The following is a 16,096-nucleotide window of genomic DNA, read 5'->3' as shown; positions in this document are numbered from 1 at the left end:
CTTGAAACACTGAACCTTTTTCAAAGTTCGCTGCGTTTCGATGGGCGCCATTATGTCTTCAATCATCGAACCTTGCAACCCCCTGAACATAAAAAAATTTCAAGGGGTTCAAGGTGTTAGCGCAAGCGGCCGAGTTTGCTCCAAAGCCCCACCACAGTGTTCTCCACCGTGCCGCTGGCAGCCATGCCGATACGTTCCTGCAAGCTCTTGCGTTCGGCGTAGTGCAGGTGGAACAGGTTGGCGTTGCGGGCGCGGTCGCTGAGGTACTCGTCGCTGGTCTGCAGCTCGTCAACCAGCTTGCGGTTGAGAGCCGCCACGCCCAGCCAGACTTCGCCGGTGGACACTTCGTCGATGTGTAACTGCGGGCGATAGCGCGAGACAAAGTCCTTGAACAGCTGGTGGGTAATGTCCAGGTCTTCCTGGAATTTCTCCCTGCCCTTTTCGGTGTTTTCGCCGAACACAGTGAGGGTGCGCTTGTATTCGCCCGCTGTGAGCACTTCGAAATCGATGTCGTGCTTCTTCAACAGGCGATTGACATTAGGCAGTTGCGCCACCACACCAATCGAACCCAGCACGGCAAAGGGCGCGCTGACGATCTTCTCGCCAATGCAGGCCATCATATAACCACCGCTGGCCGCCACCTTGTCGATGCACACGGTCAGCGGGATGCCCGCCTGGCGAATACGCGCCAGCTGCGAAGCCGCCAGGCCGTAGCTGTGTACCAGGCCACCGCCACTCTCCAGGCGCAGCACTACTTCGTCCTGCGGGGTGGCGAGGGTCAGCAGCGCGGTGATTTCGTTGCGCAGGCTCTCGGTGGCCGAGGCCTTGATGTCGCCATCGAAATCGAGCACGAAGACCCGGCCCTTTTCTTCGGCCTTGCCTTTTTTCTGCTGTTTTTCCGCCTTGGCCTGCTGCTTGCGCAGCGCCTTGAGCTGGGCCTTGTCGAGCAGGCCCGACTCCAGGCGCTCACGCAGCTCTTTATAGAACTCGTTGAGGCGGGTGACCTGCAATTGCCCGCCCGGTTTGCGCCGCCCTTTACCGCGCAAACCGGCGATGGCCGACAGCACGACCAGGATGGCAATCACCAGGGTGGCGGTTTTGGCGAGAAAGCTTGCGTATTCGGCAAGAAACTCCACGTTGACTCCTTCATAGACCAGCGCCAGTTCGGCGCGTAACTGCTGCAAGCATACCGGTGCGCCTGAGGCGCTGCCAGCCGGTGTAAACGCTGGCAACACAGTTCAAACAACCTTTTCAAACGCTTGTATGTTTTTTCGTTGACAGCCTGTGTGGCACATCCTAACCTCGCAGCAACCTCCAACAGGCCGGATACCTCCGTGGGCAACCTCTACCTGATCCGACATGGCCAAGCCTCCTTCGGTGCCGAGGACTACGACGTCCTCTCGACCATCGGTGTGCGTCAGAGCCAAGCCCTGGGTGAACACCTGGCACTCCTCGATGTGCAGCTGGATCGTTGCGTGGCCGGCGACCTGCGCCGCCAGCAGGACACCGCACGCCTGGCCCTGGAGGCCTTGCACGCCACAGGCTGCCCGGTTCCGGCTGTTGAGACCGATGCGGCATTCAATGAGTTCGATGCCGATGGTGTGATCCGTGCCCTGCTGCCCGGCCTGCTGGCGCAAGAACCCGATGCCCTGCACATCCTGCGCAATGGCGCGCAGCATCGCAGCGAATTCCAGCGCCTGTTCGCGCTGATGGTGCAGCGCTGGCACGCGGGCGATCATCCTGCCAACGATGGCCTGGAGACTTGGCAGGCCTTCACCGCGCGCGTCCAGCGTGGCCTGCAGCGTGTGCTCGAAGGCGCGGGCAGTGGCGACAACATCGCCATCTTCACCTCCGGCGGCACCATTGCGGCCCTGCTCCATCTGGTTACCGGCATTACCCCCAGCCAAGCCTTCGCGCTGAACTGGCAGATCATCAACACGTCGCTCAGCCAACTGAAGTTTCGCGGCCGCGACGTGGCACTGGCCTCCTTCAACAGCCAAGCCCACGTGCAGCTGTTGAGGGCGCCGGAGCTTGTCACCTACCGATGAGCCCGGCTTGTTGTGTCCCTGCGGACGCGAATATAACTTAATAAGGATTACGCCATGAGCGATGTAGCTAAAGCCGTCGAAGCGATGAAAGCAAAGTTCAATCCAGCCGCTGCCGCAGGCCTGGACCTGGTGTTCGGCTTCGACATCACCGACGAAGACAAAAAGTACGCCCTGATCATCAAGGACGGTACGTGTGACATCCAAGAAGGCGAAAACCCAGACGCCAACTGCACCCTGGTGCTGGACAGCGAGACCCTCAAGGGTATCGTCAGCGGCGAGACCGACGGCATGCAGGCCTTCATGGGTGGCAAGCTGCGCGTCGAAGGCGACATGATGCTGTCGATGAAACTCAGCGAGCTGTTCCCGTCCTGAGTGATGGGCACGCCGATTGATCAAAAAACCGAAGCCTGACCGGCTTCGGTTTTTTTTTGCCCGATCACATCAAGGCGATTGATCCATCAGCAACACCCTCACCTATATGACGGCTGGCACGCTTGTTCCAACGCCGGCAGGCCATTAGATTAGCCAATAGTTGTTGCGAACGAAAATAAGGAAAACGCATGACGCTCACCGATCAGTCCACCCAGGTCCGCCCCGGCGAAGAACTCGACGCGGCCGTCATCGACCCTTATCTCAAGGCCCATATTCCCGGCCTCGAAGGCTTGCCGAGCATCAGCCAGTTCCCCGGCGGCGCCTCCAACCTCACCTACCTGGTCACCTACCCCGGCCGAGAGTTTGTGCTGCGCCGCCCACCGTTCGGGCAAAAGGCCAAGTCGGCCCACGACATGGGCCGTGAATTTCGTATCCTCAATCAGCTCAACAGTGGCTTCCCTTACTGCCCCAAGGCGTACCTGCACTGCACCGACGAGACCCTGATCGGCGGCGAGTTCTATGTGATGGAGCGGGTCAACGGCATCATCCTGCGCTCGGACATCCCGGCTGAACTCAAGCTCGACCCAGCCAGTACCGAAGCTTTGTGCAAAAGCTTCATCGACCGCCTGGTCGAACTGCATCAGGTCGACTACCAAGCCTGTGGCCTCGCCGACCTGGGCAAGCCGGAAGGCTATGTGCAACGCCAGATCGAGGGGTGGACAAGCCGCTATGCAAAAGCCATCACCGACGATGCCCCGCGCTGGGAGCACGTGATTGCCTGGTTGCACGACAAGATGCCCGCCGACCACCCACGCCCCGGCATCGTTCACAACGACTACCGCTTCGATAACGTGATACTCGATGCCGACAACCCAATGCGCATCATCGGCGTGCTGGATTGGGAAATGGCCACCCTCGGCGACCCGCTGATGGACCTGGGCAACAGCCTGGCCTACTGGATCGAGGCAGCAGACCCGGCGCCCGTGCAACTGATGCGCCGCCAACCCAGTAACGCGCCCGGCATGCTCACCCGCCGGCAGTTCGTCGACTACTACGCCGAGCGCGCCGGCATTCGCCTCGACAACTTCGATTACTACTATTGCTATGGCCTGTTCCGCCTCGCCGGCATCGTTCAGCAGATCTACTACCGCTACTACCACGGCCAAACCCAGGACAAACGCTTCGCTCAGTTCATCCACATGAACCGGCTGCTGGAGCAGATGGCCTTGCAGGTGACCCGCACCTCCACGCTCTGATGACAGATAACAAGGAAAACAGCATGTCCAAGACCCACTTGTTCGACCTTGACGGCAAGATCGCCTTCGTTTCCGGCGCCAGCCGCGGCATCGGCGAGGCCATCGCCCATCTGCTGGCGCAGCAGGGCGCCCATGTCATTGTCTCCAGCCGCAAACTGGACGGCTGCCAGCACGTTGCCGACGCGATCATCGCCGCTGGGGGCAAGGCCACCGCGGTGGCCTGCCATATCGGCGAAATGGAGCAGATTCAGCAGGTGTTCGCGGGGATACGCGAACAGTTCGGGCGCCTGGACATCCTGGTCAACAACGCGGCCACCAATCCGCAGTTCGGCAACGTGCTGGACACCGACCTGCTCGCCTTCCAGAAGACCGTCGACGTCAATATCCGCGGCTACTTCTTCATGTCGGTGGAAGCCGGCAAGCTGATGCGCGAACACGGCGGCGGCAGCATCATCAACGTGGCGTCGATCAACGGTGTTTCGCCAGGGCACTTCCAAGGCATCTATTCGGTAACCAAGGCTGCGGTGATCAACATGACCAAGGTCTTCGCCAAGGAATGCGCGCCGTTCGGCATCCGCTGCAATGCCCTGCTGCCCGGCCTGACCGACACCAAGTTCGCCTCGGCGCTGGTGAAGAACGAGGCCATCCTCAACGCCGCCCTGCAGCAAATCCCGCTCAAGCGCGTGGCCGACCCCAAGGAAATGGCCGGCGCGGTGCTGTACCTGGCCAGCGACGCCTCCAGCTACACCACCGGCACCGCACTCAACGTCGACGGTGGTTACCTGTCCTGATCAGGCCTTGATCGCCTGCAAGGTGTAGCTCAAGGGCAGGCGTGACGGCTGGTGGCGCAAACGCCACTCGCCGTCAGCGCCCTTGTCCATCTGCCCAGGCAGCGCTTCCCAAGGGATGCTCGGGTGCTCGACCAGGCCGGTCAGCTGCAGCCCGTGCGCCAGCAAGGCACTGATAACCTCGCCCAGGCCGTGGTTCCACTCATGGGTCTCGGTATGGACGAGGCGCTGGTCGGTTTCGACGTATGTCTGGTCGGTGTGCCACACCGTCGGGGTTTCGTGCTCGAAGTACGGATACTCGATCAACAGGCGGTCCTGATGGTCTTCGTTGACGGCCATCAGCATCGGGTGGCCATCGCGCAGGAACAGCCGCCCACCCGGCTTCAACAAGGCCGCCACAGCGCGCGCCCACGGCTCGATGCGGGGCAGCCAGCAGAGCGCGCCGATGCCGGTGTAGACCAGGTCGAACGTGCCCGCTGGCAGCACTTGGTCGGCGGCGTAGACATCTGACTCCACATACGCGATTGGCGCTGCGCAGCGTTCGGCCAACGCCCGCGCCTGCGCCAGCGAAGCCGCGGAAAAATCCAGACCACAGACCTGTGCGCCAAGGCGCGCGAGCGACAGGGTATCGGTGCCGATGTGGCACTGCAGGTGAACGGCGTTGAGCCCGTTGATATCGCCCAGCAGCGGCAAGTCGAAACGAACGGTCTCGGAAAGATGCGCGGGGCGTTCGACCAGCAGCTCGACCTCATAATCTTTCGAGGCAGCGTGCAAGGGGGCGCGTTCGTCCCAGCTGGTGCGGTTGAGTTGCAGCGATCGGTCCATGGTTGACGTCCTTGTCTGCTTGTACTGTTTAGCTACAGGCACGTCGCCGCAGCAGCACGCCGCTGCAGCGCCACGCCGTCATTTTTTTGCGCGTAGTAATCGACCCGCGCCCCACCCGCCTGCGGATAAACGTCCACGAACGCCTCGGCCTCGCGGGTATACACGGTGAAACCACCCGGCTTGCGCGGCTCCAGGTAGCCACTGGCATCGTCCCCGAACACCGCCTCTTCCTGCCAGCTGAACTGAATGCATTGTGCAACCAGTTCTGGCGCCTTGTGCGAATCGAGCTGCGCGGTCGGCTTGCCGCCACGTGCCGTTTCCATGGTCGCGGAAGCGCAACCGACCAGCATCAGTACTGCGGCCATCGGCAGAATCGCTCGCATGTTCAATCCTCAGGGCAAAAAAGAAGGCGACTCTAGCATTGGCGGGCACCGCGAGTGAATTGTCGGGCGCATGCTGCTGTCGCAGTAGGAACATGCCGTCACAAGGAAACCGCGATGAAAAAGCATCACCTGATACCCGCCTTGCTGCTCGCCGCCCTGCCCTGCCTGCCGTTGGCCGCTTCTGCCGCCCCGTCCGCCGAAGAAAGCATTACGGGGCCAGAAACCCACAACCGTGAACTCAAGGTGGGTGACAAGGCCCCCGACCAATACAAGCGCGATGATCAGACGGTAAAAGACTGGAAGGCCAAAGGCCTGCCCACCCCAGAAAAGGAAAGCCATTGGGTACGCATGGGCGAGCACTACGTGCTGGTGCAGATCACCAATGGGGTAGTGCTGGCGATCCACCCGGCCAGCTGAATCAACTGACCTGCACCAAGGCCGCCATGTGCACGGTGTTGCGCCCGGCGGCCTTGGCCTGATAAAGCGCTGCATCTGCCTGCGCCAGCAGGCTTGAGGTGCTGTCCCTGGGCGCTGGCACACCGCACCACAGCCCGACACTGAAACGCAGCTCGATCTCATCACCGGCAAAACGCGCGGGGCTGTTGGCAATCGCTTCCCGCAAGCCCTGCAGCGCGGCCATCGCCCCGCTTCTGTCGGTACCTGGCAACAGCAGCAGGAATTCCTCCCCGCCATAGCGCCCAAGGCTGTCCCCCTGGCGCAAACGCTGCTGCAACTGACGCACGCAATGGCACAACACCTCGTCACCCGCCAAGTGCCCATACAGGTCGTTGATCCGCTTGAAATGATCGATATCGATCATGGCCACGGCCAGGCTGCTCTGCGCCTCGCGGGCGCGGTCGAGCTCGACGCCGAAGCGTTCGAGGATCGCCCGGCGGTTGTAGGTGCCGGTCAACACATCGCGCAAGGCCAAGTGCTGCAAGCGCGATTCGCTACGCTCCTTGGCCATCAACACCAGGCCGATGGAATACATCATCACCGTGACTGTGCCGATCGCCACCGAAATGCTCTGTTTGAGGTTGCTGGTGTCATAGCGCATTTCCACCGCCGTGCCATTGGCCACCGCCACGGCGCGCATGCCCAACCCGACCAGGCTGATCAGCGCACCGATCTGCAGCAGCAGGTGCGCCCTGCCTGGCCGCTCGACGTACCGCCTGGCCCAGTACAGGATCATCGAGCACTGCAGCATCAACACCAGCGTCGCCAGCAACATGCGTGGTTCGAGGGTGTCGAGCAGCAGCATCAGCCCCACCAGCATGCACGCCGGGATGATGAAGATCAGCCGCCACGGGATCACTTGCTCACGCACCCGGAACAAGCTGGCCGAATAAAACGCCAGGGCCAGTGACTGCAAGCTGTTGCCCAGGCCATAGCTGAGCCACAGCGGCGCTTGCGCGTAAACGGTGTAGCAGACATACGCCAAGGCATGCACCAGCAGCCCGCAGCCGGTAAGCAGCAGGTTGTCGCGGCGGTTGCTGCGGCCGACCAACAACAGGCAGAAAGCCAGAATGGTCGCTACCAGGGCGACCGCGGCGAACAGCGTGGGGGTGTGGGCGATCATCGTGATTCACCGTGTGGCAGTTTGCCGTCTTGGCTGCGGCTTACCGTGCAGTCTAGGTGCCGACGGCCGGCTCGGCCATGACCGAGCGAGACAGAACAGCAGCCGGCAAGCACGCCACTCATCGCTGGCAGGACAATTTTTTGCCCGCCCAGGAAACCAAATGGATCGATCCCAGTCTGAGGAAGTGTCCCGTAAACCTTTGCGGATCAAGGACCTATATCGTGATGACCCGCCTTGCAAGCTTTTCGCTGATTGCCGCCATCCTGCTGACTGCTGGCTGCCACAGCCATCGCTACCATGACGACGACGATGGCTGGCGTGATCGCGACCGTGGCCATGGCCACCATCATCGGCATGACCGTGACGATGACGACGACGACCGTCAATACCGCGGTGACCGCTACTACCGCTGAAGCGTCTTTGCAACCCTGACCCGCCGCCCGCTGCGCGGCACCTTAACCTGATGATTCCTTTTGAGGTTCGTACCATGCGTCTGACTCTGCCTTCCCTTGCCCTCGGCCTGCTGCTGTGCCAGGGCGCTTTCGCCGGTGACGGTACCGCCGCCATTGGCGGTGGCCTGGGTGGTGTACTGGGTAACGTTGTCGGCCAACAGATCGGCGGCAGCACAGGTGCTGCCATCGGCGCCGGTGTCGGCGGCGCTGCCGGCAGTGCGGTAGGCGCTCGCAAGGGCAACCGCACCGAGGCTGCCATCGGCGGTGGCCTGGGTTCTGCGGGCGGTTCGCTGCTCGGTGGCAAAGTCGGCGGTTCTGCCGGCTCCACCATTGGTGCCGGCCTGGGTGGCGCGGCCGGTGGTGCCATCGGTAACCACATGGGCGACAACAACGGCAAGAAGCACCACCGTCACCGTCACTGATCCAGGCGATAAACAGGGGCCGCATAGCGGCCCCTTTTGCGTCTTAAACCCTGCAACACATCAACACACCCTTCATCCCAAGCTGGCACACTGGCTGCTAATGTCTACCGTGCCCCTGTGTGAAGGAACACCCCCTCCCCATGAACCACGAGCTGCTCTGGGTCCTCGGCCTGCTGGCCATCGTCGTCGTCCTCTTCATCATCAACCGCCCGCGCATGGACGTGGTCGCCCTCATGGTGATCCTCGCCCTGCCGTTATCGGGCATCCTCACGGTGGAGCAGGCACTGGCCGGTTTCAGCGACCCCAACGTGGTACTGATCGCTGCCCTGTTCGTGATCGGCGAAGGCCTGGTACGCACCGGCATTGCCTACCGCATCGGCGAATGGATGAGCGAACGCGCCGGCAACAGTGAGGCGCGCTTGCTGATACTGCTGATGGTGGCGGTGGCGGGCCTGGGGTCGGTGATGAGTTCTACGGGAGTGGTGGCGATCTTCATCCCGGTGGTGCTGAGCATCGCCGCACGCCTCAAGCTCTCACCCAGCCGCCTGATGATGCCGCTGAGCTTTGCTGGCCTGATCAGCGGTATGCTCAGCCTGGTGGCCACGCCGCCCAACGTGGTGGTGCACAGCGAACTGGTGCGCCATGGCGAACAGGGCTTCAATTTCTTCAGCTTTACCCCGTTCGGCCTGGTGGTGCTGGTGCTGGGCATCGGCTACATGCTGCTCACCCGCCACTGGCTCAACGGCGAAGTGCGCAAGGACGGCCGGGTAGAAACCCGCCGCACGTTGCTTGACCTGGTACTGGACTACAAGCTCAGCGGCCGCGAGCGGCGCCTGCGCATCCGCCCGCATTCACCGCTGATTGGCCACACCCTGGGCGAGCTGGAGCTGCGTACAAAGCATGGCGCCAACGTGATCGGCATCGAGCGCCAGCACAAATTCACCACACGGGTGATCACCGCCGACTCCAATACCGTGCTGCACCAGGGCGACGTGCTGCTGCTCGACTTGTTCGCCAACCGCGACGACCTGCGCAGCCTGTGCCAGACCATGCAACTGGAGCCCCTGCATTTCAAGGCGGCCTACTTCATCGATCAGTCGCAGGAACTGGGCATGGCCGAAGTGTCGCTGCCACCCGGCTCGCAGCTGATCGGCAAGAGCGTCCTCGAGCTGGCGTTCCGTACCCGCTTCGACCTCAACGTGGTCGGCTTGCGCCGCGATCAGATGGCCATCGAAGAGCAACTGGTGGAAGAAAAGCTGCGCCTGGGCGATACCCTGCTGGTGGTCGGCCCCTGGAAAGCCGTGCGTCAACTGCAGAGCAAACCGCACGACTTTCTGGTGCTGAGCTTGCCCGCCGAGATCGACCAGGTCGCCCCGGCCCGCACTCGCGCGCCGCAGGCCTTGTTGAGCCTGGCGGTGATGGTCGGGCTGATGGTCAGCGGCGCGGTGCCCAATGTGATCGCCGCGCTGATCGGCTGCCTGCTGATGGGCGCAGGCCGGTGCATCGACATGAACAGCGCCTACCGGGCAATCCATTGGCAGAGCCTGGTACTGATCGTCGGCATGCTGCCGTTCGCCCAGGCCCTGCAAAAAACCGGCGGCATCGACTTGGCCGTGACCGGGCTGGTCAGTGTGCTGGGCGGGGCCGGCCCCAGTGCCATTCTTGCCTGCCTGTTTGCCGTGACGGCGGTGATCGGCCTGTTCATTTCCAACACCGCCACTGCCGTGCTGATGGCGCCGGTGGCAATCAGCACGGCCACGCAACTGGGCATGTCGCCCTACCCCTTCGCCATGACCGTGGCCCTCGCCGCATCGGCTGCGTTCATGACGCCCGTCTCGTCACCGGTCAACACCCTGGTGCTGGGCCCGGGGCAATACCGGTTCGGTGATTTCGTCAAAGTCGGCGTGCCATTCACCTTGCTGGTGATGCTGGTGACTGTGGTGATGGTCCCGTGGTTCTTCGGCTTGTAAGGAAATCGACTGGGGATACCGGCAATTTGGCATTATCTTGCAGGATCGCGGCAGATTGACATCAAGTACCCTGTCGAAACACACTGACACGTAATTGCCCCAGGTGCTTCAAGCCGTTGTCCTGGATTTCGTTTCCGCTTGCCGGTCGAGTTCATGGTTTTTCCAGCCCAATCGCGCTTGTTGCCCTATGTCGCGCTGCTTTGCCTCACGTTTGCCCTGACCCTCGGCGGCATCCTGGCACGCCCCATCGAGTCCCTCTCCCTGTTCTGGCCGGTGAATGCGGTATTGGTCGGCGTGCTGTTGCGCTACCCCCGCCAGGCCAACGCCCTCGGCTTCATGCTGGTGTGGCTGGCCATGGTGCTGGCCGACCTGCTGTGCGGCAGCGCCTGGAAGCCGGCGTTGTGGTTCAACCTGTGCAACCTCGGCATGGTGTTCACCGTGTGGCAGTTGTTGTCACGCGTGCCGCGCGTGCACCGACGCATGCGCAGCCCGCATGGCGTACTCAGTGTGTTTGCCGCGTGCGCCGCTGGCGCAATGGTTGCCGCGAGCCTGGCCTCGGTGATGGCCGCACCGTGGTTCGAGCAATCGCTGCAGGCCACCTGGCTGGCCTGGTTCAGTGAACAGTTCTCGACCGGCGTACTGGTGCTACCGGTGCTGCTGTCGGCGCCCTCGGTGCGGGCGATGGTGCGCAGTGGCGCCCAGGCAGTGCGTTTGCCGCCGCTGCTGGTGCTGCTTGGCTCGCTGGCCTTCAGCATCGCCTTCGGTGGGCCAGGGGCGATTGCCTTCCCGATCGCCGCCCTGCTGTGGTGTGCCTGGACCTACCCGCCGTTTCTGGTCTCGATGCTGACGCTCACCGCCGGCAGCACCCTCATCGTCGCAGTCGCGCAAAACCTCATGCACTTCAGCGTGCCGCAGAGCGAACCCGGGGTCACCACCCTGATGTCGGCGCGCCTAGGTATCGCCATGCTGGTGCTCGGGCCGCTGGTGGTGGCCTGCGTCAGCCAGGCCAACCGCAGCCTGATGGCACGCCTGGCGCACCAGGCCACCATCGACCACCTGACCGGGGTACTGACCCGCAGCGCGTTCACCCGCCGCGCCAATGCACTACTCGACAGCCGCCAGCAACATGCCCAAGCATTGCCGCTGACGTTGATGATGCTGGATATCGATCACTTCAAGGCGATCAACGACGCACATGGCCACGCTATCGGTGATCAGGTACTGCGCCAGTTCGCCCGCACCCTGCAAGACCAGTTGCACGAAGGCGAACTGTTCGCGCGCATGGGCGGCGAGGAGTTCGTCGTGATCCTCCCAGGCCTTGCGCCAGATCGCGCCAAATTCACTGCCGAACGCCTGCGCCGGGCCGTACAGGACCTGCACGTGGTGCACGCCGACCATCGCCTGCAGATCACCGTGAGCATCGGCCTGGACGGCTGCGCCGCCGACACCCCGGCGCCGAGCCTGGACGAGCTGCTGGCGCGCGCTGACCAGGCGCTGTACCGGGCCAAGGCGCATGGCCGCAATTGTGTTGAACAGGCCGAGGCACAGCGCCAGGTGGTCTGACTCAACCGGCCAGCAAATCCCAGGACAGCTTGGCAATCAGTACGCACAGCAAAATCAGAAACAGCCCACGCACGAAACCTGCGCCCTTGCGCACCGCCAGCCAAGTGCCGGTCAATGCACCGAGGATGTTGCAGGCCGCCATGGGCAAGGCGATGGCATACAGTACGTTGCCCGACGGCACGAAGAACACCAGCGCCGCCAAGTTGGTGGCGATGTTCACCACTTTGGCCGAAGCCGAAGCGTGCAGGAAGTCCAGGGCAAAAAAACGAATGAACAGAAAGATCAGAAAGCTGCCGGTCCCTGGCCCGAACAGGCCATCGTAAAAACCAATGGCCCCACCGATCAACACCGCCAGGCATTGCTCCTTGCGGCCGATCTGCGTGGGCTTGTGCAACGTGCCGAAGTCCTTTTTGCAGAACGTGTAGATCGCCATCAGCACGATCATCACCAGCACGGCCGGGCGCATCACGCTGGGCGGCACCAGCGATACCGTGGCGGCGCCGGCAAACGACATGACAAAGGCACTGAGCGCCGCGGGCACGATCAGCCCCCAGTCCAATGTGACCTTGCGGATGAACGAGCGAGCCGCAAAGGCAGTGCCGCACACCGAGGCCAGTTTGTTGGTGCCCAGCAAGGCCGCCGGTTGCGCGGTGGGCAGCACGTTGAACAGCGCCGGGATCTGAATAAGCCCGCCACCGCCTACGGCGGCATCGATCAAACCGGCGGCAAAGGCGAACACAGAAAGTACAGCGATATCCATCATGACGCGGCTCCAGGCAGTAAGACAGGCTGCAAGGCTAATCAAAGTGCCGCGCTTGTGTTGAAATGCCACATTGCGAAAACTGCAATGAGGAGCAGGCAATGGCCTTGGACATGCTGCGGGAGATTCAGGCGTTCGTCAGTGTCGCCCACAAGCGCAGCTTCGTCGCTGCGGCACGCGCCCTAGGGCGTTCACCCAGCGCGGTAACCCGAGCGGTGCAAACGTTGGAGGACAACGCCGGCAGTAAACTGCTCAACCGCAACGCCAACGCGGTGACCCTGACCGAAGCTGGCGAGCGCCTGCTCCCCCATGCCGAGCGCTTGCTGGATGTGCAACGTGATGCAGTCGACGAGTTGGCCGCGCTAAGCGGTAGCGCCCAAGGCTGGATCCGTTTCGCCGTGCCGCAATTGCTCGGTGAGCATGTGCTGCCCCGGGTGCTCGCCGAGTTTTCCCAGCGTCATCCACAGGTGACCCTGGACGTGCAGTACAGCGATGCCGCCCTGGACCCGCTGCTGGACAAGTTCGACTTCGTGGTGCGCGGCGCCTTTCCGCAATCCAGCGAGCTGATCGGCTATCCGCTGTGGGGTTACCAACGCCATCTGTATGCAAGCCCGGCTTACCTGGCCAGCGCCGGCAACCCGCAACACCCAGAAGACCTGGAGCACCATGCACTGATTCTGCATACCGCCCCACGCATACTCAAAGCCTGGCATTTCTGCCGAGATGGCCAGATCACCAGCCTGCGCCCAACGCCACGGCTTCGGCTGGGTTCTGGCGATGCGGTGTACCACAGCACACTGGCCGGGGCCGGTATCGCCCGCCTTGCGGCCTGGGTGGGCGAAGCTCAGGTCAAAGCTGGCCGCCTGGTGCGGGTGTGCGCGCAATACCGCCTGACCTCAAGCACCGGCCAAGACCCTCAAATGCACGCGCTGTACCCGGCCGGCGAGTTGCCCGCGCGGGTTCGTGAGCTGCTGCAGGCCCTGCGCCGCGCCGGCCTGTCGGCCTAACGGCGACAGCTCAAAAGGACTGTTCAAATTCTGCTCAATTTAACAGAGCCCGCTTCCGGCTTGGCTTGCAGCATTTTATCCACAGACCTACCCACGTTTTTTGTGGACAGATTTCCCAGCGCAAAGAACGACTTATCGCACATGCAGCAACGCTGTATTGGCCAGCCTGACCAACTCGATCCACTCAAGCGTGCTGATCTCACCCGCCTGTTCCAATGCGCCCGCGCTGCGCAGTGCCTCGTCGTACGCGTTCTCATCGAGCGTGCCATCAGCGAGAAAACGGCTACGCCACTCCAGCATGGCTGAAGTGCCTTTCTTGCATTCCATGTGTGTTTCGACTCCAAGGCAAAAGTCCGGCCCGTCAACGTGGGCCCTAGGACGGCGGCGGGAGATTACACGAGCCATTCGCACTTGAGAATTACTTGCAGGTACCACTGATCAGTCATGGTGAATGAACGGGGCAGCCGGGGGCGCAGGCGGGTGGGCCCATCTGGCGAATCAGACGGGCCGCGAAGGAAGGAGTCGGGTGAAAGTCAGCTTGGCGGGATGGTGCCCAAAATACCTATCAGAATGGTCAGGAGCAGAAAACCACCCAGGAACAGCGTCAGCTTGCCCATCGGAACCTCTACAGTGTGATGCGGGGATGGGCCTATTGTCGGTCCATGGCTGATACGGTTACAGATGCAGGTTTATAGAAAAAAAGCGGATCAGATGCCAGTGATCAGCACAGCGGCGCGAGCCACCTCAACTCAATTGCTCCAGTTTTGCCAGCGGCAACCAACCGAACTCATCATCGTCATGGCGCCGACACCACATCCAGCCATTGAGCGAGCGCACCTTCTGCACCAGTTGCCCGGGGTCGGCATCCAGTTCATGGGCCGAGTAGTGATCAAGCGCCCTGCCTTTCTCCACACTGAACCGCTCGATCAATTGCGCCGGCACCCACCCCGGCTCCTGCCCAGGGCACGAACACAGGTACCAGTCCTGCCAGCCCGGCTCGCCTTCATAGCGCGGGCCGATATCCAGCAGCGTGCCCTTGGCAAAACGAATCGGCCTTGGGTATTCGCTGCGGTGGCGCTCGATCACGACGTAATGCATAGGGCCTCTCCTTGGCCAGGGGGAAATTATCGATCGTAGCAGAAGCGGTCTGACACGCTGCGACGGCATGGTTGTATCTTTATGTGTACAAACTGAGACCTGATACACAAGAACGTTTCCTACAGCTAAATCGGACATACCCTCGATACAGAGGTCCTCTTTACTGGCTTGCATCAACCCATACCTGTGGCCTTGCCAAGGAGATGCCCGATGCTTGCCCACCCCTCGACACCTTCAAGCCACCCAACACGCCGCATCCGCCACCTCCTCGCCTGTGCCCTTCTTTCCCTTGGCCTGATGGCGACTGCCGCCTGCTCGGCTGCGTCAGAACCGGCCCAGGCAACGGCCACCTCAGCGGAGCGCTTCGGCCCACTCAAGCACGTTGAAGCTGGCGTTCTCGATGTGGCCTATGTCGAGCAAGGCCCAGCCGATGGCCCTGTGGTCATCTTGCTGCATGGGTGGCCCTACGACATTCACAGTTTCGAGGCGGTGGCACCGAAGCTCGCCGCAAAAGGCTACCGCGTGCTCGTGCCGTACGTACGGGGCTATGGGCAGACCCGCTTCCTTTCAGCGCAGACCCTACGCAATGCCCAGCCCTCGGCCCTGGCCAGCGACGTCATCGCCTTCATGGACGCCCTCCACATCCAGCACGCCGTGCTCGCTGGTTTCGACTGGGGCGCCCGCACTGCCGACATCGTCTCGGCCCTGTGGCCCGAGCGGGTCAAAGCACTGGTGTCAGTCAGTGGCTACCTGATCAGCAGCCAGGAAGCCGCCAAGGCGCCGCTCCCCCCAGTGCCGAACTGCAATGGTGGTACCAATACTACTTCGCCACCGAGCGTGGCCAAGCCGGTTACGACAAGAACCGCCATGCGTTCGCCAAGCTGATCTGGCAGACCGCCTCACCCAAGTGAGCCTTCGATGACACCACCTTCGAGCGCAGTGCCAAGGCGCTGGACAACCCCGATCAGGTTGCCATCACCGTGCACAACTACCGCTGGCGCTTGGGGCTGGCACAAGGCGAGGCCCGCTACGCCCCACTGGAAGCGAAACTGGCCACCTTCCCCAGCATCAGTGTGCCGACCATTACCTTGGAAGGTGATGCCAACGGAGCACCGCACCCACCGGCAGAAAGCTATGCACAACGCTTCACCGGCAAGTACGCGTACCGCCTGATCAGTGGCGGCATTGGCCACAACCTGCCCCAAGAAGCCCCCGATGCGTTCGCTCAAGCAGTGATCGACGCGGACCACCTGTAGTCACCGACGTGTTTCCCGCGTCAGCAGCCCCTACTTCAGGGGCTGTAATTGCTACATAAGGTTTCACAACGTTCGGTGGCCCTGCTTTACACCGCTGCTGGCGACGGCGCGATCTAAATTGCTCGAAACCCTTGAGCCTGGGGCGTTGAGAACCTTATGCAGCACACGATTTGAAACGGTCAGATGCGAAGTTTGTAGGATCTTTACCCGTACATCGTAGGAGAAATCCAAGCAGTGGCATTTCCCTGTATGAAACATCAGTTTCATCGGCAAAATCGAGCTGCTACGGTCCCATTTTCCTACAACGGCACGGATGC

The 16,096-nt window shown here is 62.1% G+C and carries 17 protein-coding genes and 1 pseudogene; 11 read left to right on the top strand and 7 right to left on the bottom strand.

The genetic code is table 11. The features are described 5' to 3' along the window. Positions 1 to 116: 116 nt before the first annotated feature. Entirely contained in the window at positions 117 to 1,136 is a 1,020-nt protein-coding gene (gene sohB / locus HU764_RS07795; protein WP_186681240.1) for a protease SohB, read from the bottom strand. A 198-nt stretch (positions 1,137 to 1,334) separates the two neighbouring features. Here sohB and HU764_RS07790 point away from each other — a divergent pair, with 198 nt between their 5' ends. The 4 genes from HU764_RS07790 to HU764_RS07775 all read left to right on the top strand — a co-directional run bounded on the left by HU764_RS07790 (position 1,335) and on the right by HU764_RS07775 (position 4,467). Then, positions 1,335 to 2,048, top strand: a complete 714-nt coding sequence (locus HU764_RS07790; RefSeq protein ID WP_186681159.1) for a histidine phosphatase family protein — start codon at positions 1,335 to 1,337, stop codon at positions 2,046 to 2,048. Positions 2,049 to 2,102: 54 nt separating this feature from the next. Beyond that, positions 2,103 to 2,420: an SCP2 sterol-binding domain-containing protein gene (locus HU764_RS07785; protein ID WP_085273065.1), complete on the top strand. Its 318-nt coding sequence runs from the start codon at positions 2,103 to 2,105 to the stop codon at positions 2,418 to 2,420. A gap of 188 nt (positions 2,421 to 2,608) precedes the next feature. Further along, positions 2,609 to 3,676 (top strand): phosphotransferase family protein, encoded by a 1,068-nt coding sequence (locus tag HU764_RS07780; RefSeq protein ID WP_186704067.1) that lies wholly within the window; start codon positions 2,609 to 2,611, stop codon positions 3,674 to 3,676. Between the two features lie 23 nt (positions 3,677 to 3,699). Next, a complete protein-coding gene (locus HU764_RS07775) occupies positions 3,700 to 4,467 on the top strand; it encodes an SDR family oxidoreductase (protein WP_027592693.1) in 768 nt (255 codons plus the stop codon). Here HU764_RS07775 and HU764_RS07770 read toward each other — a convergent pair whose 3' ends face one another. Both HU764_RS07770 and HU764_RS07765 read right to left on the bottom strand, forming a co-directional pair. Further along, entirely contained in the window at positions 4,468 to 5,289 is an 822-nt protein-coding gene (locus tag HU764_RS07770) for a class I SAM-dependent methyltransferase (RefSeq protein WP_186681163.1), read from the bottom strand. It abuts the gene before it with no gap. Between the two features lie 32 nt (positions 5,290 to 5,321). After that, positions 5,322 to 5,672, bottom strand: coding sequence for a hypothetical protein (locus HU764_RS07765; RefSeq protein WP_085273062.1), 351 nt, complete (start codon positions 5,670 to 5,672; stop codon positions 5,322 to 5,324). Between the two features lie 114 nt (positions 5,673 to 5,786). On the opposite strand from HU764_RS07765, the gene HU764_RS07760 reads away from it, so the two are divergent. Further along, positions 5,787 to 6,089 carry an RcnB family protein gene (locus tag HU764_RS07760; RefSeq protein WP_027592696.1) on the top strand — a complete coding sequence of 101 codons (303 nt, stop codon included), beginning with the start codon at positions 5,787 to 5,789 and terminating at the stop codon, positions 6,087 to 6,089. 1 nt (position 6,090) lies between these two features. Here HU764_RS07760 and HU764_RS07755 read toward each other — a convergent pair whose 3' ends face one another. Further along, entirely contained in the window at positions 6,091 to 7,251 is a 1,161-nt protein-coding gene (locus tag HU764_RS07755) for a GGDEF domain-containing protein (protein WP_186704068.1), read from the bottom strand. 224 nt (positions 7,252 to 7,475) lie between these two features. On the opposite strand from HU764_RS07755, the gene HU764_RS07750 reads away from it, so the two are divergent. From HU764_RS07750 to HU764_RS07735, 4 genes are all read left to right on the top strand, one after another. Continuing rightward, positions 7,476 to 7,664, top strand: coding sequence for a hypothetical protein (locus HU764_RS07750; RefSeq protein WP_085273060.1), 189 nt, complete (start codon positions 7,476 to 7,478; stop codon positions 7,662 to 7,664). A gap of 74 nt (positions 7,665 to 7,738) precedes the next feature. Next, positions 7,739 to 8,125, top strand: coding sequence for a glycine zipper domain-containing protein (locus tag HU764_RS07745; protein WP_027592699.1), 387 nt, complete (start codon positions 7,739 to 7,741; stop codon positions 8,123 to 8,125). A 140-nt stretch (positions 8,126 to 8,265) separates the two neighbouring features. Continuing rightward, positions 8,266 to 10,095 (top strand): SLC13 family permease, encoded by a 1,830-nt coding sequence (locus HU764_RS07740; RefSeq protein WP_186704069.1) that lies wholly within the window; start codon positions 8,266 to 8,268, stop codon positions 10,093 to 10,095. Positions 10,096 to 10,233: 138 nt separating this feature from the next. Continuing rightward, positions 10,234 to 11,658 (top strand): GGDEF domain-containing protein, encoded by a 1,425-nt coding sequence (locus HU764_RS07735; protein WP_186704070.1) that lies wholly within the window; start codon positions 10,234 to 10,236, stop codon positions 11,656 to 11,658. A 1-nt stretch (position 11,659) separates the two neighbouring features. Here the strand turns inward: HU764_RS07735 and HU764_RS07730 are convergent, their stop codons facing one another. Next, entirely contained in the window at positions 11,660 to 12,421 is a 762-nt protein-coding gene (locus HU764_RS07730) for a sulfite exporter TauE/SafE family protein (protein ID WP_027592702.1), read from the bottom strand. Between the two features lie 98 nt (positions 12,422 to 12,519). Here HU764_RS07730 and HU764_RS07725 point away from each other — a divergent pair, with 98 nt between their 5' ends. Then, positions 12,520 to 13,425 (top strand): LysR family transcriptional regulator, encoded by a 906-nt coding sequence (locus HU764_RS07725; RefSeq protein ID WP_186704071.1) that lies wholly within the window; start codon positions 12,520 to 12,522, stop codon positions 13,423 to 13,425. A 132-nt stretch (positions 13,426 to 13,557) separates the two neighbouring features. On the opposite strand, the gene HU764_RS07720 is transcribed toward HU764_RS07725, so the two are convergent. Both HU764_RS07720 and HU764_RS07715 read right to left on the bottom strand, forming a co-directional pair. After that, positions 13,558 to 13,752, bottom strand: a complete 195-nt coding sequence (locus HU764_RS07720) for a hypothetical protein (RefSeq protein WP_186704072.1) — start codon at positions 13,750 to 13,752, stop codon at positions 13,558 to 13,560. A 417-nt stretch (positions 13,753 to 14,169) separates the two neighbouring features. After that, positions 14,170 to 14,523: an SH3 domain-containing protein gene (locus tag HU764_RS07715; RefSeq protein WP_085273059.1), complete on the bottom strand. Its 354-nt coding sequence runs from the start codon at positions 14,521 to 14,523 to the stop codon at positions 14,170 to 14,172. 210 nt (positions 14,524 to 14,733) lie between these two features. Between HU764_RS07715 and HU764_RS07710 the strand changes: the two are divergent. After that, positions 14,734 to 15,779 (top strand): annotated as a pseudogene (locus HU764_RS07710) (alpha/beta fold hydrolase). Positions 15,780 to 16,096 lie beyond the last annotated feature (317 nt).

It is taken from the genome of Pseudomonas kermanshahensis, assembly GCF_014269205.2.
Taxonomy (GTDB): Bacteria; Pseudomonadota; Gammaproteobacteria; order Pseudomonadales; family Pseudomonadaceae; genus Aquipseudomonas; species Aquipseudomonas kermanshahensis.
This window is presented reverse-complemented; position numbering and strand designations above follow the sequence as displayed.